The sequence below is a fragment of the Cryobacterium sp. Y62 genome, from assembly GCF_002929785.1.
Lineage (GTDB): Bacteria > Actinomycetota > Actinomycetes > Actinomycetales > Microbacteriaceae > Cryobacterium.
In genome coordinates this window covers 17,857-34,763 of the sequence record NZ_PJJK01000095.1, presented here as the reverse complement: position 1 = coordinate 34,763, position 16,907 = coordinate 17,857, and the positions used below count along the sequence as shown (strand labels likewise).

The 16,907-nt window shown below is 63.6% G+C and carries 20 protein-coding genes; 5 read left to right on the top strand and 15 right to left on the bottom strand.

Annotated elements, in window-relative coordinates; genetic code table 11:
• Nucleotides 1-63: 63 nt before the first annotated feature.
• The 10 genes from ccsB to CXY71_RS06450 form a co-directional block, all read right to left on the bottom strand.
• Nucleotides 64-1,065 (bottom strand): c-type cytochrome biogenesis protein CcsB, encoded by a 1,002-nt coding sequence (gene ccsB / locus CXY71_RS06495; RefSeq protein WP_104134862.1) that lies wholly within the window; start codon nt 1,063-1,065, stop codon nt 64-66.
• 69 nt (nt 1,066-1,134) lie between these two features.
• The gene (locus CXY71_RS06490) at nt 1,135-2,805 is read right to left on the bottom strand and encodes a cytochrome c biogenesis protein ResB (RefSeq protein WP_104134861.1); all 1,671 of its coding nucleotides are present in this window, start codon (nt 2,803-2,805) and stop codon (nt 1,135-1,137) included.
• Complete coding sequence (locus tag CXY71_RS06485) at nt 2,789-3,550, bottom strand: cytochrome c biogenesis CcdA family protein (RefSeq protein ID WP_104134844.1); 762 nt, start codon at nt 3,548-3,550, stop codon at nt 2,789-2,791. The genes CXY71_RS06490 and CXY71_RS06485 overlap by 17 nt, the downstream gene beginning before the upstream one ends.
• On the bottom strand, nt 3,547-4,152 hold the full coding sequence (locus CXY71_RS06480; protein WP_104134843.1) for a TlpA disulfide reductase family protein: 606 nt from the start codon (nt 4,150-4,152) through the stop codon (nt 3,547-3,549). The genes CXY71_RS06485 and CXY71_RS06480 overlap by 4 nt, the downstream gene beginning before the upstream one ends.
• Complete coding sequence (locus tag CXY71_RS06475) at nt 4,149-4,793, bottom strand: histidine phosphatase family protein (RefSeq protein WP_104134842.1); 645 nt, start codon at nt 4,791-4,793, stop codon at nt 4,149-4,151. The genes CXY71_RS06480 and CXY71_RS06475 overlap by 4 nt, the downstream gene beginning before the upstream one ends.
• Nucleotides 4,794-4,840: 47 nt before the next feature.
• Nucleotides 4,841-5,407 carry a hypothetical protein gene (locus CXY71_RS06470; RefSeq protein ID WP_104134841.1) on the bottom strand — a complete coding sequence of 189 codons (567 nt, stop codon included), beginning with the start codon at nt 5,405-5,407 and terminating at the stop codon, nt 4,841-4,843.
• A complete protein-coding gene (locus tag CXY71_RS06465) occupies nt 5,404-5,946 on the bottom strand; it encodes a hypothetical protein (RefSeq protein ID WP_146072760.1) in 543 nt (180 codons plus the stop codon). Before CXY71_RS06465 ends, CXY71_RS06470 begins: the two co-directional genes overlap by 4 nt.
• A gap of 76 nt (nt 5,947-6,022) precedes the next feature.
• Nucleotides 6,023-6,559 (bottom strand): hypothetical protein, encoded by a 537-nt coding sequence (locus CXY71_RS06460; RefSeq protein WP_146072759.1) that lies wholly within the window; start codon nt 6,557-6,559, stop codon nt 6,023-6,025.
• The gene (locus tag CXY71_RS06455; protein ID WP_104134838.1) at nt 6,553-7,854 is read right to left on the bottom strand and encodes a hypothetical protein; all 1,302 of its coding nucleotides are present in this window, start codon (nt 7,852-7,854) and stop codon (nt 6,553-6,555) included. The genes CXY71_RS06460 and CXY71_RS06455 overlap by 7 nt, the downstream gene beginning before the upstream one ends.
• The gene (locus tag CXY71_RS06450; protein ID WP_104134837.1) at nt 7,851-8,150 is read right to left on the bottom strand and encodes a hypothetical protein; all 300 of its coding nucleotides are present in this window, start codon (nt 8,148-8,150) and stop codon (nt 7,851-7,853) included. Before CXY71_RS06450 ends, CXY71_RS06455 begins: the two co-directional genes overlap by 4 nt.
• A gap of 79 nt (nt 8,151-8,229) precedes the next feature.
• Between CXY71_RS06450 and aspS the strand changes: the two genes are divergently transcribed.
• Nucleotides 8,230-9,558, top strand: a complete 1,329-nt coding sequence (gene aspS, locus CXY71_RS06445; protein ID WP_104134836.1) for an aspartate--tRNA(Asn) ligase — start codon at nt 8,230-8,232, stop codon at nt 9,556-9,558.
• 115 nt (nt 9,559-9,673) lie between these two features.
• Here aspS and CXY71_RS06440 read toward each other — a convergent pair whose 3' ends face one another.
• The 4 genes from CXY71_RS06440 to CXY71_RS06425 all read right to left on the bottom strand — a co-directional run bounded on the left by CXY71_RS06440 (nt 9,674) and on the right by CXY71_RS06425 (nt 11,041).
• A complete protein-coding gene (locus tag CXY71_RS06440) occupies nt 9,674-9,973 on the bottom strand; it encodes a Dabb family protein (RefSeq protein ID WP_104134835.1) in 300 nt (99 codons plus the stop codon).
• Nucleotides 9,970-10,239, bottom strand: coding sequence for a glutaredoxin family protein (locus CXY71_RS06435; protein WP_104134834.1), 270 nt, complete (start codon nt 10,237-10,239; stop codon nt 9,970-9,972). Before CXY71_RS06435 ends, CXY71_RS06440 begins: the two co-directional genes overlap by 4 nt.
• 114 nt (nt 10,240-10,353) lie before the next feature.
• Entirely contained in the window at nt 10,354-10,452 is a 99-nt protein-coding gene (locus tag CXY71_RS06430) for an AURKAIP1/COX24 domain-containing protein (RefSeq protein WP_003792170.1), read from the bottom strand.
• Nucleotides 10,453-10,585: 133 nt separating this feature from the next.
• Entirely contained in the window at nt 10,586-11,041 is a 456-nt protein-coding gene (locus CXY71_RS06425) for a helix-turn-helix transcriptional regulator (RefSeq protein ID WP_104134833.1), read from the bottom strand.
• 143 nt (nt 11,042-11,184) lie between these two features.
• On the opposite strand from CXY71_RS06425, the gene CXY71_RS06420 reads away from it, so the two are divergent.
• The 3 genes from CXY71_RS06420 (at nt 11,185) to CXY71_RS06410 (ending at nt 15,022) form a co-directional block, all read left to right on the top strand.
• Nucleotides 11,185-12,576: a TrkH family potassium uptake protein gene (locus CXY71_RS06420; protein WP_233204522.1), complete on the top strand. Its 1,392-nt coding sequence runs from the start codon at nt 11,185-11,187 to the stop codon at nt 12,574-12,576.
• Nucleotides 12,569-13,240, top strand: coding sequence for a TrkA family potassium uptake protein (locus tag CXY71_RS06415; protein ID WP_104134831.1), 672 nt, complete (start codon nt 12,569-12,571; stop codon nt 13,238-13,240). Before CXY71_RS06420 ends, CXY71_RS06415 begins: the two co-directional genes overlap by 8 nt.
• A gap of 156 nt (nt 13,241-13,396) precedes the next feature.
• Complete coding sequence (locus CXY71_RS06410; protein ID WP_233204520.1) at nt 13,397-15,022, top strand: chromosome partitioning protein; 1,626 nt, start codon at nt 13,397-13,399, stop codon at nt 15,020-15,022.
• Between the two features lie 3 nt (nt 15,023-15,025).
• Here CXY71_RS06410 and proC read toward each other — a convergent pair whose 3' ends face one another.
• Nucleotides 15,026-15,874, bottom strand: a complete 849-nt coding sequence (gene proC / locus CXY71_RS06405) for a pyrroline-5-carboxylate reductase (protein WP_104134830.1) — start codon at nt 15,872-15,874, stop codon at nt 15,026-15,028.
• Nucleotides 15,875-15,943: 69 nt separating this feature from the next.
• Between proC and CXY71_RS06400 the strand changes: the two genes are divergently transcribed.
• Complete coding sequence (locus tag CXY71_RS06400) at nt 15,944-16,906, top strand: cation diffusion facilitator family transporter (protein WP_104134829.1); 963 nt, start codon at nt 15,944-15,946, stop codon at nt 16,904-16,906.
• Nucleotide 16,907: the final 1 nt, after the last annotated feature.

Sequence of the window (16,907 nt, the reverse complement as noted above, 5' to 3'; positions counted from 1 at the left end):
AAATTGTTGCTTCAGCCCGGTCGAAGCAACGTTTTTCCGCTTTTGCGGGACCTCGGGTTTGGGCTAGAGGCCCGAGTAGGCGTGCAGGCCCTTGAAGAACACATTGACGATGCCGAAGTTGAACATGACGGCGCTGAAACCAATGATAGACAGCCACGCCGAGCGTGATCCGCGCCAGCCGCGGGTTGCGCGTGCGTGGATGTAGCCGGCGTAGATGACCCAGATGATGAAGGTCCAGACCTCCTTGGTGTCCCAGCCCCAATACCGGCCCCAAGCCTGTTCGGCCCAGATCGAGCCCGCCATCAGGGTGAAGGTCCACAAAATGAAGCCGACGATATTGATGCGGTAGGACAGATTCTCCAGGGTCGCCGACGACGGCAGCGTGGCCAGAAAACGCAGGCGCAGAGCGGATGCAATCGCCCCGCGCGGCGAGACAACCCCCTCGAGCACGTGGTTCTCTCTTCGCGACTGCAACAGCTGCACGGTCGACAGCGCAAAGCCGAGGGCGAACATTCCGGTGCCGAGGGACGCCACGAAAACGTGGATCACCAGCCAGGCCGACTGCAGCGCAGGCGGCAGCGGGGCCACCTCGACGTAGAACTGCAGGGCGGCAATTCCGAGCAGCACGAGCACGAGGCCGGTGACGAAGGTTCCGAGAAAACGCAGGTCCGAGCGCACCAGCACCAGCAGGAACACGGTCATGATGAGCAAGGTTCCGGTCATTGCAAACTCGTACATGTTCGCCCACGGCACCCGGTCCGCGGCGAAACCGCGCATGACAGTCGCCGCGAGGTGCAGTGCCCAGGCGAGCACTGTGAGCGAGACGCCGACCCGCAGGCTCGACGAGCGGCCATAGGGCAGGGCCGCGTCGTTGTCCATTCGCGCGCTGATGCGGGACAACACTGGCCGTTTCAGGGTCAGGGTGCCGCCAGCGGGTGGTGCGGCGCCGGCCGAAGCAGCGGCATCCTGTTCAACCAGGTGGGCCGCCTCGATCACGCCGACCGCGCTCGAGCGGCGGGCAAGGTCGATCGCGAAGGCGATGAAAGCGAGGGCATAGACGGCCATCGCCGAGTACAGCGCGTAGAGCGAGTACGAGTTGAGCAGTGCGGAGTCAGTCAGATTCACGATCTAAGCCTAAGTCGATTCGGGGGTGGCGGCGATGGGTTGGTGGAATTTGAGCAGTTTCAGGTGTCGGTCGGCCAGGGCTGTGACGGCGATTTTGAGGGCAGGGTCGTCGCCGCGGGCGAGACCGGCGTATTCGAGGTGCACCGTTCCATCGGCACGCGTGGTCGCCTTCACCCAGACTCGGCGACGCGGCACAAGCAGTCCGGTGAACAGGCCGAACAGCACGAGTGCAGAGAAGGAGATCAGCCAGATCTGGGTCGGATCGTGATGGATGTCGAAGCTGGCAAAGCGCGGAACGGACTGCTTGAAATCGCCGGCAGCCGAAGCGGCTGGGTCATTGTCGATGAAGCTGACGGTGCCGAGGTCATTCGGCAGCTCGGTGGACTCGCCCGGCTTGAGTTCGATCGAGTCGACACCGGTGGTGCCGCCGGTCTGCCGGGTCAGATCGTCGGTGACGAGTGCATAAACGGATGTCGGCACGCCGTCATCGAGACCGAGGTCGCCGGTGTACACGTTCAGGGTGAGCAGCGGATATTCAAGGTCGGGGTAACTTGAGAAGTTCGCCCCGGACTGGGCCTTGTCCTGGGTGGGATAGAAGAAGCCGATCATACCGAGCTGTTCGGCCAGACCGTCTGGGACCTTGACAATGCCGAGCGAGGTGAGGTTGGCGTCTTGCGGCAGAAACGGTACCGAGTCGGAGAACACGACGGTACCGTCGGGTGCCGTGACCTGAATGGTCGGTGCGTAGCCGTTGCCGAGCAGGTAGATGCTCGTGCCATTCGTGCGCAGCGGCCCATTGACCTTGACCGCGCTGGGCTCGGCTTCTGCGCCCTTGGGAGTAACGGTCACGTCGGCGGTGAAGTCGATCGGCTGGCCGTAGGCTTGCAGGTTGAGCTGCTCGTAGGCCACCGCGAAGTCGTCGAGGCTCAGGGTGTACGGGTCGAGGGTGCCGTCGTCGAAAAAACGCCCGGGGTTGAAGGAGTCGTACGCCAGCAGCGTGTTCACGAAGGTCTGGCCTTCGACCAGCACGCGCTGGCCGCTGAAGCCGTAGCCGCCGCCGAATCCGACGGTGATTAGAACGCCAACCAGGGCGCCGTGAAAGATCAGGTTCCCGGTCTCGCGCAGGTAGCCGCGTTCGGCCGAGACCGATGACTCTCCCTCGGCCTCGAACCGGGCGACGCGGTAGCCGCTGGATTTCAGGAGGGTGCGGGCGTGGGTGATGGCGGCGGCGGCATCCGCTTCAGCCGGCGCGTCACGCTCGGTGAAACCCGCCAGGCGGGAGAGCCGGGCCGGAGTGGTCGGCGGCTTCGCGCGCAAGGCCAGAAAGTGGTGTTTGGTGCGCGGAATGACGCAGCCGATGAGCGAGATAAACAGCAGCAGGTAGATCGCCGAGAACCAGGCCGAGGTGTACACGTCGAAGGCTTGCAGCTGGTCGAGGGCCGGCGCCAGGTCGGGGTTGTCGGCGAAATACTGCGTGACACCGTTCGGATCCGAGCTGCGCTGCGGCACAAGCGATCCGGGAATAGCGGCGATGGCGAGCATCAGCAGCAGAAACAGGGCGGTGCGCATGCTCGTGAGCTGGCGCCAGAACCAGCGTAGCCAGCCGGTCAAGCCGAGCTTGGGCTGCAGGACCCCTGGTGTTTGCGGTCGGGAGTCGTAGTGGTCAGATGGCCGGGACAAAGCTGCCAATCACCCCTTGCAGGTCGAGGAGCCAGGTGTTCCAGATACCGGTCACCATAAGGACTCCGATGACGACGAGCAAAACGCCGCCGAACAGGTTGATGGCACGTATATGCCGTTTCAGGAATGCGACCGATCCGGTGGCCCAGTTGAGGCCGAGGGCGATCAGCAAAAATGGAATACCGAGGCCGAGGGAGTAAAACAGCGCCAGCAGGCCGCCCTGCCAGGGCGAACCAGTGCCGAGACTGAGCGAGTTGATGGCGGTGAGCGTCGGGCCGGTGCACGGCGTCCAGCCGACCGCGAACACCGCGCCGAGCAGGGGCGCTCCGGCCAGACCCATTTTGGGGCGCCAGTTGGTCTTGATGGTGCGCTGCATCACCCCGAACTGGCCAACGAAGACCAGGCCGAGCAGAATAACCACGACGCCAGCGATCCGGGTGATCACGTCGCGGTAGGAGTTAAGCCAGAATCCGGCCGCACCGAAGACGACGCCGGTGAGCACGAACACCACTGTGAAGCCGAGCACGAACAGGCCGACCCCGGTCAGCAGTCGGTTGCGTCCGCGCCGATCCCGCTTGGACGTGCCGGTCCTCCCGTCGGTGAAGCCGCCGATGTAGGCGAGGTAGCCCGGCACGAGCGGCAAAATGCACGGGGAGGCGAACGACACGAGACCTGCGAGGAGCGCGATGGGAATAGCGAAGAGCAGCTGCCCGCTGAAGACGATCTCTCCGAAGGGATTATTCACTCGGTCGGGCCAGTCTCCGCGATCGTGTCCCGAATCAGGGTTTCCAGAATGGATGGCGAGGTGACCTGACCGAGAATGCGCGCGGCGACCCGGCCTTCGGCGTCGAGTACGAGCGTCGTGGGCACCGCGTTCGGCGGAATGCTGCCGCTGAAGGCGAGCTGCATGGCGCCGGTGTCGACGTCGAGCACCGAGGGGTAAGTCACGCTGTAGGTCTCGTTGAACGCGATCGCGTTCGGCGCCTGGTCACGCACGTTAACGCCGAGAAAACTCGCGCCCTTGTTCTCGAATTGCGCGTTGAGGTTCTGCAGATCGGATGCCTCGGCGCGGCACGGCGCGCAGCTCGCGTACCAGAAATTGACGACCAGAACCTCGCCGAGCAAGGCGTCGCTGGTGACCGTTTCACCGGTCTCGGTCACGCCGGAGAACGCGATGGCCTCGCCACGGTCGGCGAGGGCGATCTCGGTGACGCTGCCGTCGCCGGCGATGAAGCCCTTGCTCGAGCCCTCGCGGTACTGCTCGGCTAGAGGGTCAGAGGAGCAACCAGCGAGAAGGAACGAGGCGGCTGCAAGTCCGGCAAGCAGCCGAATCAAACGGCGGCTCATACTGCGCCCACATCGTTGCTCGGGTTCAGCAGCGCCAAGGCCGGGCTGGCGTAGCCGGTCTCGGCGAACCGGTCGCCGCGCCAAGACAGGGTCGTGATACTCGACAGATCGCAGCAGCGCTTGCGCGGATCGTGGGCGAGGCTTTCGTGGGCGAGCGCACGGTGCACCATCCAGATCGGCAACTGGTGGCTGACCAGCACGACATCGCCCTCGTCCACGGAGTTCCAGGCGTCATCGATCGCCGCGAGCATCCGCTTCGCGACAGCCCGAAAAGGCTCACCCCAGCTCGGCCGGATCGGGTTGACCAGAGCCGGCCAGTTGCGGGGGTCGCGCAGAGCGCCGCCCTGGCCACGCACCCGCTTGCCTTCGAACCTGTTGGTCGGTTCGATGATGCGTTCCTCGGTGTCGATCGGCAACGCGAAGGCTGCGGCGATCGGAGCGGCCGATTCCTGCGCACGCTGCAGCGGCGAGGCGATCACGCGCACGACCGGGCGGCCACGTTCGACCAGTTCGGCCGCGGCGGTGGCAGCCATGAGCACGCCCTGCTCGGACAGTCGATAATTCGGCAGCCGTCCGTAGAGCACGCGTTCAGGGTTAAAGACCTCACCGTGACGCACGAGATGCACTTGACTGGCTACCACCCGACTAGTCTACGGAGGCCCCAGCCTTGAAACCGCCGTGAGAGCGCTCAGGCGTCAACGATGCTGATGCTCCGGGCGAGGTCATCCACGATCGGCAGCAACTCGGTCAGCAGCGCAATGTTGAAATTGGCGGCGATGACCACCACGTCTAAGTCGTCACCCTTCCACGCATACTGCGCAATCGCTGCAATGTCATGATCGGGCTCTCCCGCGTCTGCATAGCGGATGCTGCGCACCCCGTCACCGAGCAGCTCCGACGAAAACGTGGTCACCGCGACCGCGCTCGTGGCGGCGGGGTCATGCACCGCCGCGAGGTCGTCGAGGGTCAGTTCCGGTGACCTCGCCGGGTAGAGCACGCTCACAAAGAAGACAGACTCCGCTGGGTTGGCCAAGTAGACAAAGCGGGACTCGGTCTTCGGTCGGTCGTTCGCGATCGAGTGCAACGATTCATCAATCCAGCGCGCGGTAGCCGCATCGAGGGTATAGGCATCCGTCAACAGAACCGTGATCGTGCCGGCCCAGTCGTCGAGATCCGCGAACTGGTTCCACGGCCATTCCTCGGGTACATAAAGCCACAGGTCGCGATCGAAGTCCACCCGAATGGTTGCGGTCATGACCAGACCACCGATTCCATCATGACGTCGAAGAGCTCGGTGAGGGCCTCGACGATTGGCTCGAACTCCGTGATCGGCTGTCCAGAGATCGTGAGCGCGGCGACCAGAAAGGTGCCCGGTGCGCCAGGGACGGGCCAGGTGTAGTGCACGGTGCGCACGGCGGCCACGGTCAGTTGATCAGCACGCGGCAGATCAACGAGTTCGCGCACGCAGCGCCCGGCCCGGGTCACGGCGCTCGTCGCGTTGGGTTGCCGCACCTGCATGCGTTCCACGAGCAGAGCGACCGCCGTGCCGGACGGCGCGTCCGTTCGCACCTCGCTCACCACAATGCCCGCTGAGACGGGTACCAGCCAGGGCATAGCCAGCGGAAAAATGAGGTCAATCCCACCGGCCTGGCGAGCTTCGGCGGCGATGGTGCGGAGGCCGTCGCCGAGACGCTTCTTCTGCGGGCCGTAACTGTCATTCGGCAGTCCGGCGAACTGTCGGTCGATGAGATTCGTGATGGCCTGCTCGGCAGACTCACCAACTGGAATCAGCACCCAACCGGGCGGAAGCACGAGCCGGTAGGCGCTTCGGACGCGTGGGGCTGATGGCGCGGTTGGCCGGGAACCCAAGTCAGGCATCCGCTGACGCCGGCTTCCGTGCACGACGGCTGCGCGCCGTTGGGCTCTCTCGCCACGCCCGTGGAACGAGGTGCACCCAGCCGAGGATGTCGCGTACGACGAGGAGTACCCACGCCGCCAGGTAGACAAAGAGTGCCAGCGTCCCTTCGTTGTGAATGCCGGGTGCCCCGAAATAGGCGGTGCCCAACGGAATGGAGAACAGGAAGGCCACGAAAGCGAACCAGGCGAACGTGGCGCGCCCGGGTTTGGGGAACCGTCGAAGCGGCAATGGGATGGTGAAGATGGAGAGGAACAGCAGACCGATTGCTGGGACGAAGAGCGTCCAGGATTGCGGGTTGAACGCTGGATACTTGGCACTCCAGCCGAAGAACCCACCCTGTTCCTCGGTCGGCGTCGAGCCGGTGGTTAGCCCGAGCACCGCGATGACGAGTGCCGGTCCCATGCAGACAATCACGAAAAAGACGACGGAGCCGAAGAAAACGAGGTCTGAGATTCGGTGGGCCTTGTTCGGCCATCCCGGCTTCACCACGATGTTCCCACTCTCCATGTTGCCTGCTCATTCACGTGCTCGTACCAATCGTCCACGGAGGCACCCGCGTTGAGTACGTTATCAACGGCGTCGGGCATGATGGGGTTGAGCACCTGCGCTGGGAGTCCGAGCTGGTCGAGGGCTAAATTCGTTCCCTTGAGCACGGTGGGGATTGCCAGTTCCACGCGCTGAAACCCGATATTAACCTTGGCCAAGCCAACGAGCAGATCATCGCCAGGGCCACCAGCGCCGGCTCGCGCATTGCTCAACACCCGCGACGCCTGAGCGTTGGCGACTCCCTTGGTCGAAAGCACCTCTCGGTACCAGCCCACCTTGTTCGAGAACCCGACCTTACTCGGGAGCACGCCGTTGAAGCTGGACGATACCGAGCGCAGGGGATTCTTGCTGGTCCCCAACCTGGTGATTTGGGCTACCCGTGTGGTCTTCAAGGCTGCCATCGTGCCCTTGAGCGCCACGCCGGCGATGGCGGCGACGCCCAAACTAGCAAACGTGAGCGCGTCCAGGCCAAACTCAATCCATGAGATTTGTCCGGTGCTGGCGAGAACCAGGCTCAGCAGTGCCGTTGCCCCGGCGATGGCCAGGGCAAATGGGATGAGGAGCGGAAAGAACAGGCTCAGAAGCGCCAGTCCCGCCGCCAGATAACCCAAAATGTTCTTGATGGTGGTTAGGACGGCAGCATTTTCGGCGACCCAGCCGCTGAAATCATCCCAGAGGGAGTCGTTAAGGCCATCCTGCTCGATCGCAGCAGCGATTTGCTCGGCAGCGACGGCCGCGGCAGAATCGCGCAGTGAAATCGCATCATGATAATTCTGCAGGGTCGCGGCAAGTTGTACCGTCAGTTCCTCAACGACCGACTCGTGCGCGAAGGCTAGTCGCTGGGCGTCCACCTGGTCTGCCGGGTCGATCGCTGCGCGCGCCGCGTCGGAATAGTGGTCGGCCCACGACTGAGCGGTAGATGCTTCGGTCGCCGCGTAGTCACGCGCATCGATTGCCTGCCGCGCCATGGTTTGGGCCGTTTCCAATGAATCGGCGTAGACGGTGAGCGACGAACCCGCTGTCTCATAGCGGCCGTGCAGCTTTTCCAGCCGGCCAGCGACATCGCCGGACAACTCCACAAGTGCCGACACGGCCTCGCTCCGACCCAGGTCATCAGCCGCAATGAGCCGGCGCAGTTCGGCGGCGGAATCGCGCACGGCATCCGCTGTCAGCGTGTACTTGGTTGCCGCTGTACGCACGCCGGTCGGATCGCCCGGAAGCGGGTCGTAGCCGCTCACGAACTTGGGGTCTCGGTCAGAGCACGAGCTAGTCCAGAATCCACCGATTCGAATCCGTCCGCCACTGCTTGACCCATGGTGTGCATTTGCGTGAGCTGCTCGGTCAGTTCGGTGCGGCGATCGTCCCATTTCGACGAGAAGTCGTCGATAACGCTCGCCAGGTGCGCGTGACCGACCATGGTCCCCAATTCCACACCGACGGCGCTCGCATCGCTGAGGCCGCGACGAACGACGTCGAAATTCTCTGCGAGGCTGCGAACGGCCCCGGTATCAACCTCAAGTCTATTCTGCGTCATGGCGTCGTCCCTCCCGAAACATACTCTACCGGGCGCCCCTCGGCGGGGACCCTCGAGCGGCTCCGGCTAAGCTCGAACAGTGACTTCGCGCGTATTAATCAAGAACCTGTCCGCTCTCGACGACGGCCCCGTATCGGTGTCCGGCTGGGTCGACACCGTTCGAGACCAGAAAAAGGTGCAATTCGTCGTGCTGCGCGACGAATCCGGCGCCGTGCAGCTGGTTAATCCCCGCACAACGGATGCCGATGGCGTCGTTGTCGCCGACGAACCGGCTACCAGCATCTCGGGTCTCGCCCAGGGTACCTTCGTCACGGTCACCGGGGCGCTCAAGCACGACGAGCGAGTCAAGCTCGGCGGCATCGAGATCAAACTCACAACCCTCACCGTGGTATCCGCTGCCATCCCCGAAACACCGATCGCGGCCGATTCAAGCCTCGACAAACGCATGGACTGGCGCTTCCTCGACCTGCGCAACCCGAAGCAGAACCTCATCTTTCGCATCCAGACCACGTTCGAGCACGCGCTGCGCACCTATTGGATCGAGCACGACTTCATCGAGTTGCACACCCCGAAGCTCATGGCCAGCGCGAGCGAGAGCCGCGCCGAACTGTTTGAGGTGGGCTACTTCGACACCAAGGCCTACCTCGCGCAAAGCCCTCAGTTCTTTAAGCAGATGGCGCAGTCCGCCGGCTTTGGCAAGATCTTCGAGGTGGGCCCGGCATTCCGCGCCGACCCCTCCTTCACGAGCCGGCACGCCACCGAGTTCACCAGCGTTGACTCGGAGATCAGCTGGATCAACAGCCACGACGACGTCATGCAGCTGCACGAGGACCTCCTGGTCGCCGGCTTCACCGCGGTCAAGGCCAAGCACGGCGACGAGGTGCTCGCCCTGTTCGACGTTGAGGTAACCGTTCCGAGCACGCCGTTCCCGCGTATCCCGCTGGCCGAGGCCAAAGAGATCGTGAAGAGCCGCGGCTACGAGGTTCCCCGCGACGACGACGACATGGACCCGGAGGGCGAGCGCCAGATAGCCGCCTATGTGGCCGAGAAGTACGGGCACGAATTCGTGTTCCTCACCGACTACGCCTCGAGTATTCGCCCGTTCTATCACATGCGTCACGAGGACGACACGTCGATCACCAAAAGCTACGACCTCATCTTCAACGGCACCGAGATCTCGACGGGAGCCCAGCGCGAGCACCGCATCGACGTGCTCGAAGCGCAGGCGGTGGAGAAGGGCCTCGACCCGAAGGAGATCGAGGGGTACCTGGACTTCTTCCGGTATGGCGTGCCTTCTCACGGAGGGTTCGGCATGGGCCTCGCGCGCGTACTGATGCTCATGCTGCACCAGGCGAGCATTCGCGAGGTCACCTACCTGTTCCGTGGCCCGACCCGCCTGGAGCCGTAGCCCCGACTCCACACCAAACTTGCCCGTGCGTAAAACGGGAAGAATTTGAAACACGCCGGCGAGAGCATCGGCCTCACCCGGTGTGCCGCAAATCTGCCGGCATCGGCTACGCCAGCTAGACCTCGAGGTCTACGGCCAGGCGGTCGGCGACGACGGTGCGAATGAACGCGCCGACCTTTTTGTGCTCTGGGTGCTTCTGGTAGCGGTCGAGGGCTTCGAGGTCGTCGAAGTCGGCGATCAGCGCGACGTCCCAGTTTTCGTTACCGGCGACATCCGGCCCCACCGTCAACGCGCGAATCTCAGGCACAATCCCGACGAGCGCCTGCAAGCCAGCGGCGAGCTCAGCGGCGGCGTCGGCTTTCTTGCGCGGGGTGAGGGCATTGAGCTTCCAGCAGACAATGTGACGAATGGTCATGAGACCTCCAGTAGGGCGGTGCGCAGGCGCACGGGATCAATGCGCCAGTAGTTGTGCATCTTGCCGTTGATGAGGAGCACCGGGATGTCCTCAAAGTAACGCTCGTGCAAGTCGGCGTCATCGAGAATGGAACGTTCCTCGAGCGTGATCGTGGGGGCCGATGCGTCATCGGTGAGCTTGGCCACAACGCTGCCGACCACGTCGCGTGCATCGTCGCAGAGGTGACAACCGGGCTTGCCGATCAGAGTCAGGTGTGCGATGGCCATTGTTCCAGCCTAGGCCGACGAACCAGACGCTGACACCGATACCGCTCGCCGGACAGCAAAAAGCGCCAGTCCCGAAGGGCTAGCGCTTTGCTCACAGAACGACGAGGAGTCGTTCTACTTCTTATTACGACGCTGGTGGCGAGTTTTGCGAAGCAGCTTGCGGTGCTTCTTCTTCGCCATACGCTTGCGTCGCTTCTTAATTACAGAACCCACACGGACCTCACAAGTTTTGGTTTAGTCGCGGGGCCCGCGACTGACACGAAAACACCATTCTATCGGACAAATCGCGCCCCAACTACTCACCGGTCGGATCGCCCCGTTCGCAGCGACACGAAGGCGCCCGATTTCAGCCGTTTCTGCGCCACTTCTTGGCTGTCGCATCCTTGACGACCTGAGACATCTGCGTGGCATCGGCAAAAGCCTTGCCGATTGCCGAGGCGAATGCTCGCTGCTCTTCTTTCAAGCCCTCACCCTCCAGATCGGCGGTCTTGACGGCCTGATCGAAGTCGACACTGAGGAATGGAATCAGCCAATCCTCGATCTCTTCAAGCGGCGAATATTCCAGTCGGTAGAAGCGGTGTTGCCCATCTTCGCGCACAGTGACCAAACCGGCTTCGCGCAGCACCTTGAGGTGTTTGGATACTGTCGGCTGGCTCAGCCCAAGATGACCGACGATGTCGGACACGCTCAGTTCGCTGCGCCCTGCGCCCACGGGCTCGCGGGCGGGATCAGCCCGCTCCAAGAGGATGCGCAAAATGTCGCGCCGCGCCGAGTCCGCCACCACGGTAAAGATGTCTGCCATACCCTCAGGGTAGTCATTCGTGCTGGGGAAAAACACCGCCGGGTAGTACCATGTCAAACTGGTATAGGTCGCAGGTCAATCGGGGGTCCCAGGTGTTGTCTCGAAGTGGGACTGGGCCGCCCGTTCGTCGCCCACTGAGCGTTCTGGCGCACCTGCGCGACGGCGTAGACGCCCTCGCTCACAAATCACCATCGCGGTTTGCCATTCTCATTTTCACGGCACTCATCATGCTGTTCACCCTGTTGTTCTCGTTGCCGGTCGCATCGGCTGACCGCACGGTGACACCCCTGCACGATGCGGTGTTCACCGCCGTCTCGGTTATCTGCGTGACCGGACTGACTACGGTCGACATGGCGACACACTGGTCACCATTCGGCAATATTCTCGTCTTCGTCGGGGTCAACATTGGGGGCGTCGGCGTGCTGACCCTCGCGTCCCTAATGGGGCTCGTCATCGCCCGGCGCCTCGGCCTTCGCGCCAAACTCATGGCCGCGAGCGATTCCAACCCGTCACGCATCCACGCCGGCCCGGTCAACGAGGGTCAGACCGTGCGCCTCGGTGAGGTCGGCAGCCTGTTACTGACCGTGGCGATCAGCGCCCTGGTCATCGAAGTCGGCGTTGCCGCCCTGCTCTTTCCGCGCATGCTGGCCGACGGTGTCGCGATCGGCGAGGCCGTTTGGCACAGCTTCTATTACGCCGCGATGGCGTTCACCAACACCGGTTTCAACCCGAACATCGGCGGGCTCGAGCCGTTCGCCAACGATTATTGGTTTCTCGGTGCGCTGATGATCGGTGTATTTCTGGGCAGCCTCGGTTTTCCGGTCATTTATGCCTTCGCCCGCGGGTGGCGTTCCCCACGCCGTTGGTCGGTGCACGTGAAACTGACCCTCGTGACCACGACCGCCCTCATGGTCCTGGGCATGGTGTTCTACATCATTCTGGAATTCGACAATCCGAAGACGTTCGGCTCGTTGAATGCCGGCGACACTATTTTTCAGTCGCTTTTCATGTCGGTGATGACGCGCTCGGGCGGCTTCGCAACCATCGATATCAGCGAACTGCACGGGTCGAGCCTGCTGCTCAGCGACATGCTCATGTTCATCGGCGGCGGGTCGGCGTCGACCGCCGGAGGAATTAAGGTGACGACCCTGGCCATCCTCTTTCTTGCTGCCTTTGCCGAGGCCCGGGGCAAACAAGAGATGGAGGCCTTCGGCCGCCGCATTCCCAGCGACATTCTGCGCCTGTCGGTGAGCGTGGTGCTGTGGGGCGCGACGACCGTTGCGGTGGCGAGCATCCTCATTCTGCATATCTCCAAACAACCGTTCGACCTCGTACTGTTCGACGTGATCAGCGCTTTTGCGACCTGTGGTCTCTCCACCGGTCTCACCGCCGACCTGCCACCTGAGGGCGTGTACGTGATGGCCGCAACGATGTTCATGGGCCGGGTTGGTACAGTGACTCTCGCGGCAGCATTGGCCGCCAGTCAGAGCAGGCAACTGTTCAAACGCCCGGAAGAGAGGCCCATCGTTGGTTGATCGCATCAAACACGACGCCCCCGTACTCATCGTCGGGCTCGGGCGGTTTGGCGCAGCCACGGCCGGCCAGCTTGATCGGCTGGGTCGTGAAGTCCTCGTGGTCGACACGAGCGAGGCCCTCGTGCAGAAATGGTCGGAGCGAGTCACCCACGCTGTGCAGGCCGATGCCCGTTCCCTCGAGGCGCTGCAGCAAATCGGTGCCCAGGACTTTTCCATCGCCGTCTGCGCAACCGGTTCCTCGGTCGAAGCGAGCGTGCTCATCGTGGCGAACCTGGTTGACCTGAAGATCCAGCAGATCTGGGCCAAGGCTATTTCTAAGTCACACGGCAAGATCCTCGAACGCATCGGCGCTAACCACGTGATCTACCCAGAAGCCGAGGCGGGGGAACGCGTCGCCCACCTCGTGTCGGGTCGCATGCTCGACTTCATCGAGTTCGATGATGATTTCGCCCTCGTGAAGATGTACCCGCCGAAGCAGATCCGCGGCCTCAACCTGGTTGATTCCGGGGTGCGTCGCAAGTACAACGTCACGGTGGTCGGTGTGAAGAGTCCGGGAAAGCCGTTCACCTATGCCACCGCTGAGACGGTGGTGTCCAACCATGACCTCATCATCGTGTCGGGCGCCGAGGCCGACATCGAGCGGTTCGCGGCGCTCGGATCCTAGCCGATCAGCGTCCGTTCTGGCGGAATCCACGCGGATTCAGTGAATAATCCTCCAATTCAGGGACGGCGACCAGCTATTCTCCTACTACGCACATAACTCGTCGCAGCTCACCCGAGGCTGCCTGCGACGTCATGTCCGAGAACGGAAGGCTTACTCATGTCACGAAACGTTCCCGCGCTCCCCGATACCGTTGCGCCCGAGGCCGGATTTACGGTGTCTGACACCACGGCTGACATCATCGCCGAAGTGCAAACCGATACGACGGGCGAGGTCACCATCAACGGTGCCACGCGCATGGTGACCGGCAACGATGAAGCCGGCGTGCGTGAGGAGATCATTGGTCTCGTCGTCGAGACCGCCCGTAGCCGTGGGCAGTCCGTGCTGCTGCAGGTCAGCGATGAGCAGGGTGACTGGCCTTTGACCGTGCACCCCAACGGGCGCGTCGAGTCTGCTGGTCCGGTCGTCGTCGGGCGGCACCCCAAGCCGGCTCACACGGTGCCGCTTCCGGTGCAGGCGCAGGGGCAGGCCGAGACTGATTCGCCGCGGCCTGCCGTGCCGGTCGAAGCGGATGCGCCCACCCCGTTCGCTGTGCTGCTGCAGCCGCCCGCCGCAGAAGCCGCCGATGAACCCGACGATGAAGCCGGTGATGAACACGTCAGCCTGTTCGAGTCGCTGCTCGCGCCGCTGGATGTTGCCGCGGAGCCGCGGGTCTCCCGCGGCGGAGTGTCGCGGACACCGTCGCTGCCGGTCGCATCAGTGCCGGTCCCGTCACGTCCGATCACGTCACGTCCGATCACCTCGCCATTCGTCACCTCGCCCGCTGCCGCGGTCGCCGTACCATCGACGAACGTGCCGCCCAACCTCGCCGACTTTCTGAGCTCGCGGCCACCGGCGCCGACCGGTCCGGCAGAGCACGGCTGGCAGGGCGCCGTGCGCCGTCTCACCGGCGGGCTGGTCTCGCTCGCGCCGAGTCCGACCGAGCAGATGCAGCGCGGCGCAATCACGGCCGTGCAGCGCAGCCTGAACGGCCCTCGCACGATCGTGGTCCTCAACCCCAAGGGCGGGGCCCACAAAACCACAGCCACGCTGCTCATTGCGGCAACGTTCGGCATCTATCGCGGCGGCTACACCCTCGCCTGGGACAACAACGAGACCATGGGAACCCTCGGCGTACGCGCCCAAGCCGCGCGGCACACCAATACGGCCGTCGATCTGCTCCGCGACCTGGACCGCTTCGGCGATGCTCGCTCCCGGGTGGGCGACCTCGACAACTATGTGCGGTCGCAGGGCGACGCCCAGTTCGACGCACTCGCCTCCGACCTCGATCCGGCCGGCGCCGCGAGCATCGACGATGTCGCATTCCGCAAACTGCATACAACGCTCAGCCGCTTCTACCGAGTACTCGTCATCGATACCGGCAACAACATGCGGGCCAGCAACTGGGAGGCGGCCGTGGAGACCGCCGACCAGCTCGTGATCGTCTCGACCATCCGCGAGGACACCGGTTATGGCGCGGCCTCGCTGCTCGACGGCCTGCGCCAGAAGGGACACGCCGATAAGGTCGCCCAGGCGGTGACCGTGCTCGCTTCACCGTCGAAGACGGCGGATGAGCAGTTGTCCGCGCGCCTGCACAACCACTTTCGCCAGCTCACCCGTACCGTCGTCGACGTTCCCTACGACGCTTCGCTGGTCGGCGGCGGACCGCTCAACGTCGACGCGCTGGCGCCCCGTACCCGCGCTGCGTGGCTGCAGGCGACGGCCGCCATCGCCGAGGGGCTGTAGGCGCTAAGAGGCGGCGAGTTCCTTCGCGCGCGCGAGGGCGGCGTCTGTTGCCGTGTCGAAGAGTTCCTTGAGACCACCCTTTTCGAGCTCCCAGACGGCGCGCTCGGTGGTGCCGGCCGGACTCGTGACCTGGCGGCGCAGCTCGCTCGGTGACTTGTCGGAGACCGCGAGCAGGGCGCTTGCACCGAGGAAGGTTCCGTTGACCATGACGGCCGCTTCTTCGGGCGTGAACCCCTTGGTGATGGCCGTTTCGGTGAGCTGCTCGATCAGATAGAACACGTAAGCGGGGCCGGAGCCGCTGATGGTGCTGAGGGCGTCTAGCTTGCTCTCGGGAACGACCAAAACGTCACCGACGGTCGCGAACAAGGCGCGGGTGAGTTCGAGGTCGGCATCGCTCGAGCGGGTGCCAGCGCTGATCCCGGTGACGGCCATGCCGACGACGGCGGGGGTGTTCGGCATGGTGCGGATGACGTGCACGGTGCTCGGCAGAAGAGATTCGAAGGTGTCGATGGTGACGCCGGCCGCGACGCTCAGCACGAGCGTGCCGGGCGCCAGGGCGCCGCTGATTTCAGCGAGCAGGTCGGCGACCATGTAGGGCTTGACGGCGACGATGACGATCTGGGCACCGTCGATGGCTTTGAGGTTCGCGTCGACGTCGATTTCGGTCGCGTAGGCGGTGACCCCCTCGGTGTCGGCGAGCTCGGCGGCCTTCACCGCCGTGCGGTTGGTGACACGAATGCCGCCCTCGACGGTGACACCCGGCCCCCGCAGACCGGCCAGAATGGCGCGAGCCATGGAGCCGGCTCCGAGGAAGGCGATCGTGGGCAGAGTCACATTCGGGGAAGAAGTCATCCCAGCAGTCTACTTTTTCGCCAGTCAGCCACCCACAACGGTCTCCCCGAGCAGTTCTAAGATGATTCCATGAGCCCATCGGACGGAAACAAGGCAATTGTGGCGGCCTTCGCGATTAATCTGGGCGTTGCCATCACCAAGTTCGTGGCCTGGGCCTTTTCCGGCTCCTCCTCAATGCTGGCGGAGGCGGTGCACTCGGTAGCGGATGCCGGCAACCAGCTGCTCCTGCTGCTCGGTGGCCACAAGGCGAAGAAGCGGGCCGACCTGGAGCATCCGTTCGGCTATGGGCGCGAACGATACGTCTACGCCTTCGTGGTGTCGATTATTTTGTTCTCGATCGGCGGTGTGTTCTCGCTCTATGAGGGTTTCAGCAAGCTGCAGAACCCGCATCCGCTTGAAAATGCCTGGCTGCCGATTCTGGTGCTCGCTATCGCCATGGTCCTCGAGAGCTTTTCGCTGCGCACCGCGATTCGGGAATCGAATCCTGTGCGAGCGAAACAGAGCTGGGCGCAGTTCGTGAGGCACGCGAAGGCGCCCGAGCTGCCGGTCGTGCTGCTCGAAGACGTGGCAGCTCTCACCGGCCTGGCATTCGCGTTCGTAGGTGTCGGCCTGACCATCATCACCGACGAGCCGATCTGGGATGCGATCGGCACGCTCGCCATTGGCGCGCTACTCGTGGCGGTCGCGATCATTCTCGGCATTGAGACCAGGAGCCTGCTGGTCGGTGAAGGGGCCAACACGAAAGACCTCGATGCAATCAAGGCGGCCATTCTCGACGGCCCGGAGATCAAGCGCATTATTCACCTCAAGACCCTCTACCTCGGCCCGGACGAGATTCTGCTCGGTGCCAAGGTCGCCTTTGACGGCGACCACCGCCTTACCGACGTCGCCGCGGATATCAATGCCGTGGAGACCCGCATTCGAGCCGCTGTTCCGTTGGCCCGCACTATCTATCTCGAGCCGGATATCTACTTCGACCCGAACCTGGCCAACCCAACGACCGACAGCTTCGTGATCAAGGGACTCGAATAGG

What these genes read in the sequence shown, in the direction of transcription:
- ccsB (WP_104134862.1), bottom strand. Translation starts at nt 1,065, where the DNA reads ATGGCCGTCTATGCCCTCGCTTTCATCGCCTTCGCGATCGACCTTGCC.
- CXY71_RS06480 (WP_104134843.1), bottom strand. Translation starts at nt 4,152, where the DNA reads ATGAGCCGCCGTTTGATTCGGCTGCTTGCCGGACTTGCAGCCGCCTCG.
- CXY71_RS06470 (WP_104134841.1), bottom strand. Translation starts at nt 5,407, where the DNA reads ATGACCGCAACCATTCGGGTGGACTTCGATCGCGACCTGTGGCTTTAT.
- CXY71_RS06450 (WP_104134837.1), bottom strand. Translation starts at nt 8,150, where the DNA reads ATGACGCAGAATAGACTTGAGGTTGATACCGGGGCCGTTCGCAGCCTC.
- CXY71_RS06440 (WP_104134835.1), bottom strand. Translation starts at nt 9,973, where the DNA reads ATGACCATTCGTCACATTGTCTGCTGGAAGCTCAATGCCCTCACCCCG.
- CXY71_RS06435 (WP_104134834.1), bottom strand. Translation starts at nt 10,239, where the DNA reads ATGGCCATCGCACACCTGACTCTGATCGGCAAGCCCGGTTGTCACCTC.
- CXY71_RS06425 (WP_104134833.1), bottom strand. Translation starts at nt 11,041, where the DNA reads ATGGCAGACATCTTTACCGTGGTGGCGGACTCGGCGCGGCGCGACATT.
- CXY71_RS06410 (WP_233204520.1), top strand. Translation starts at nt 13,397, where the DNA reads ATGTCACGAAACGTTCCCGCGCTCCCCGATACCGTTGCGCCCGAGGCC.
- proC (WP_104134830.1), bottom strand. Translation starts at nt 15,874, where the DNA reads ATGACTTCTTCCCCGAATGTGACTCTGCCCACGATCGCCTTCCTCGGA.
- CXY71_RS06400 (WP_104134829.1), top strand. Translation starts at nt 15,944, where the DNA reads ATGAGCCCATCGGACGGAAACAAGGCAATTGTGGCGGCCTTCGCGATT.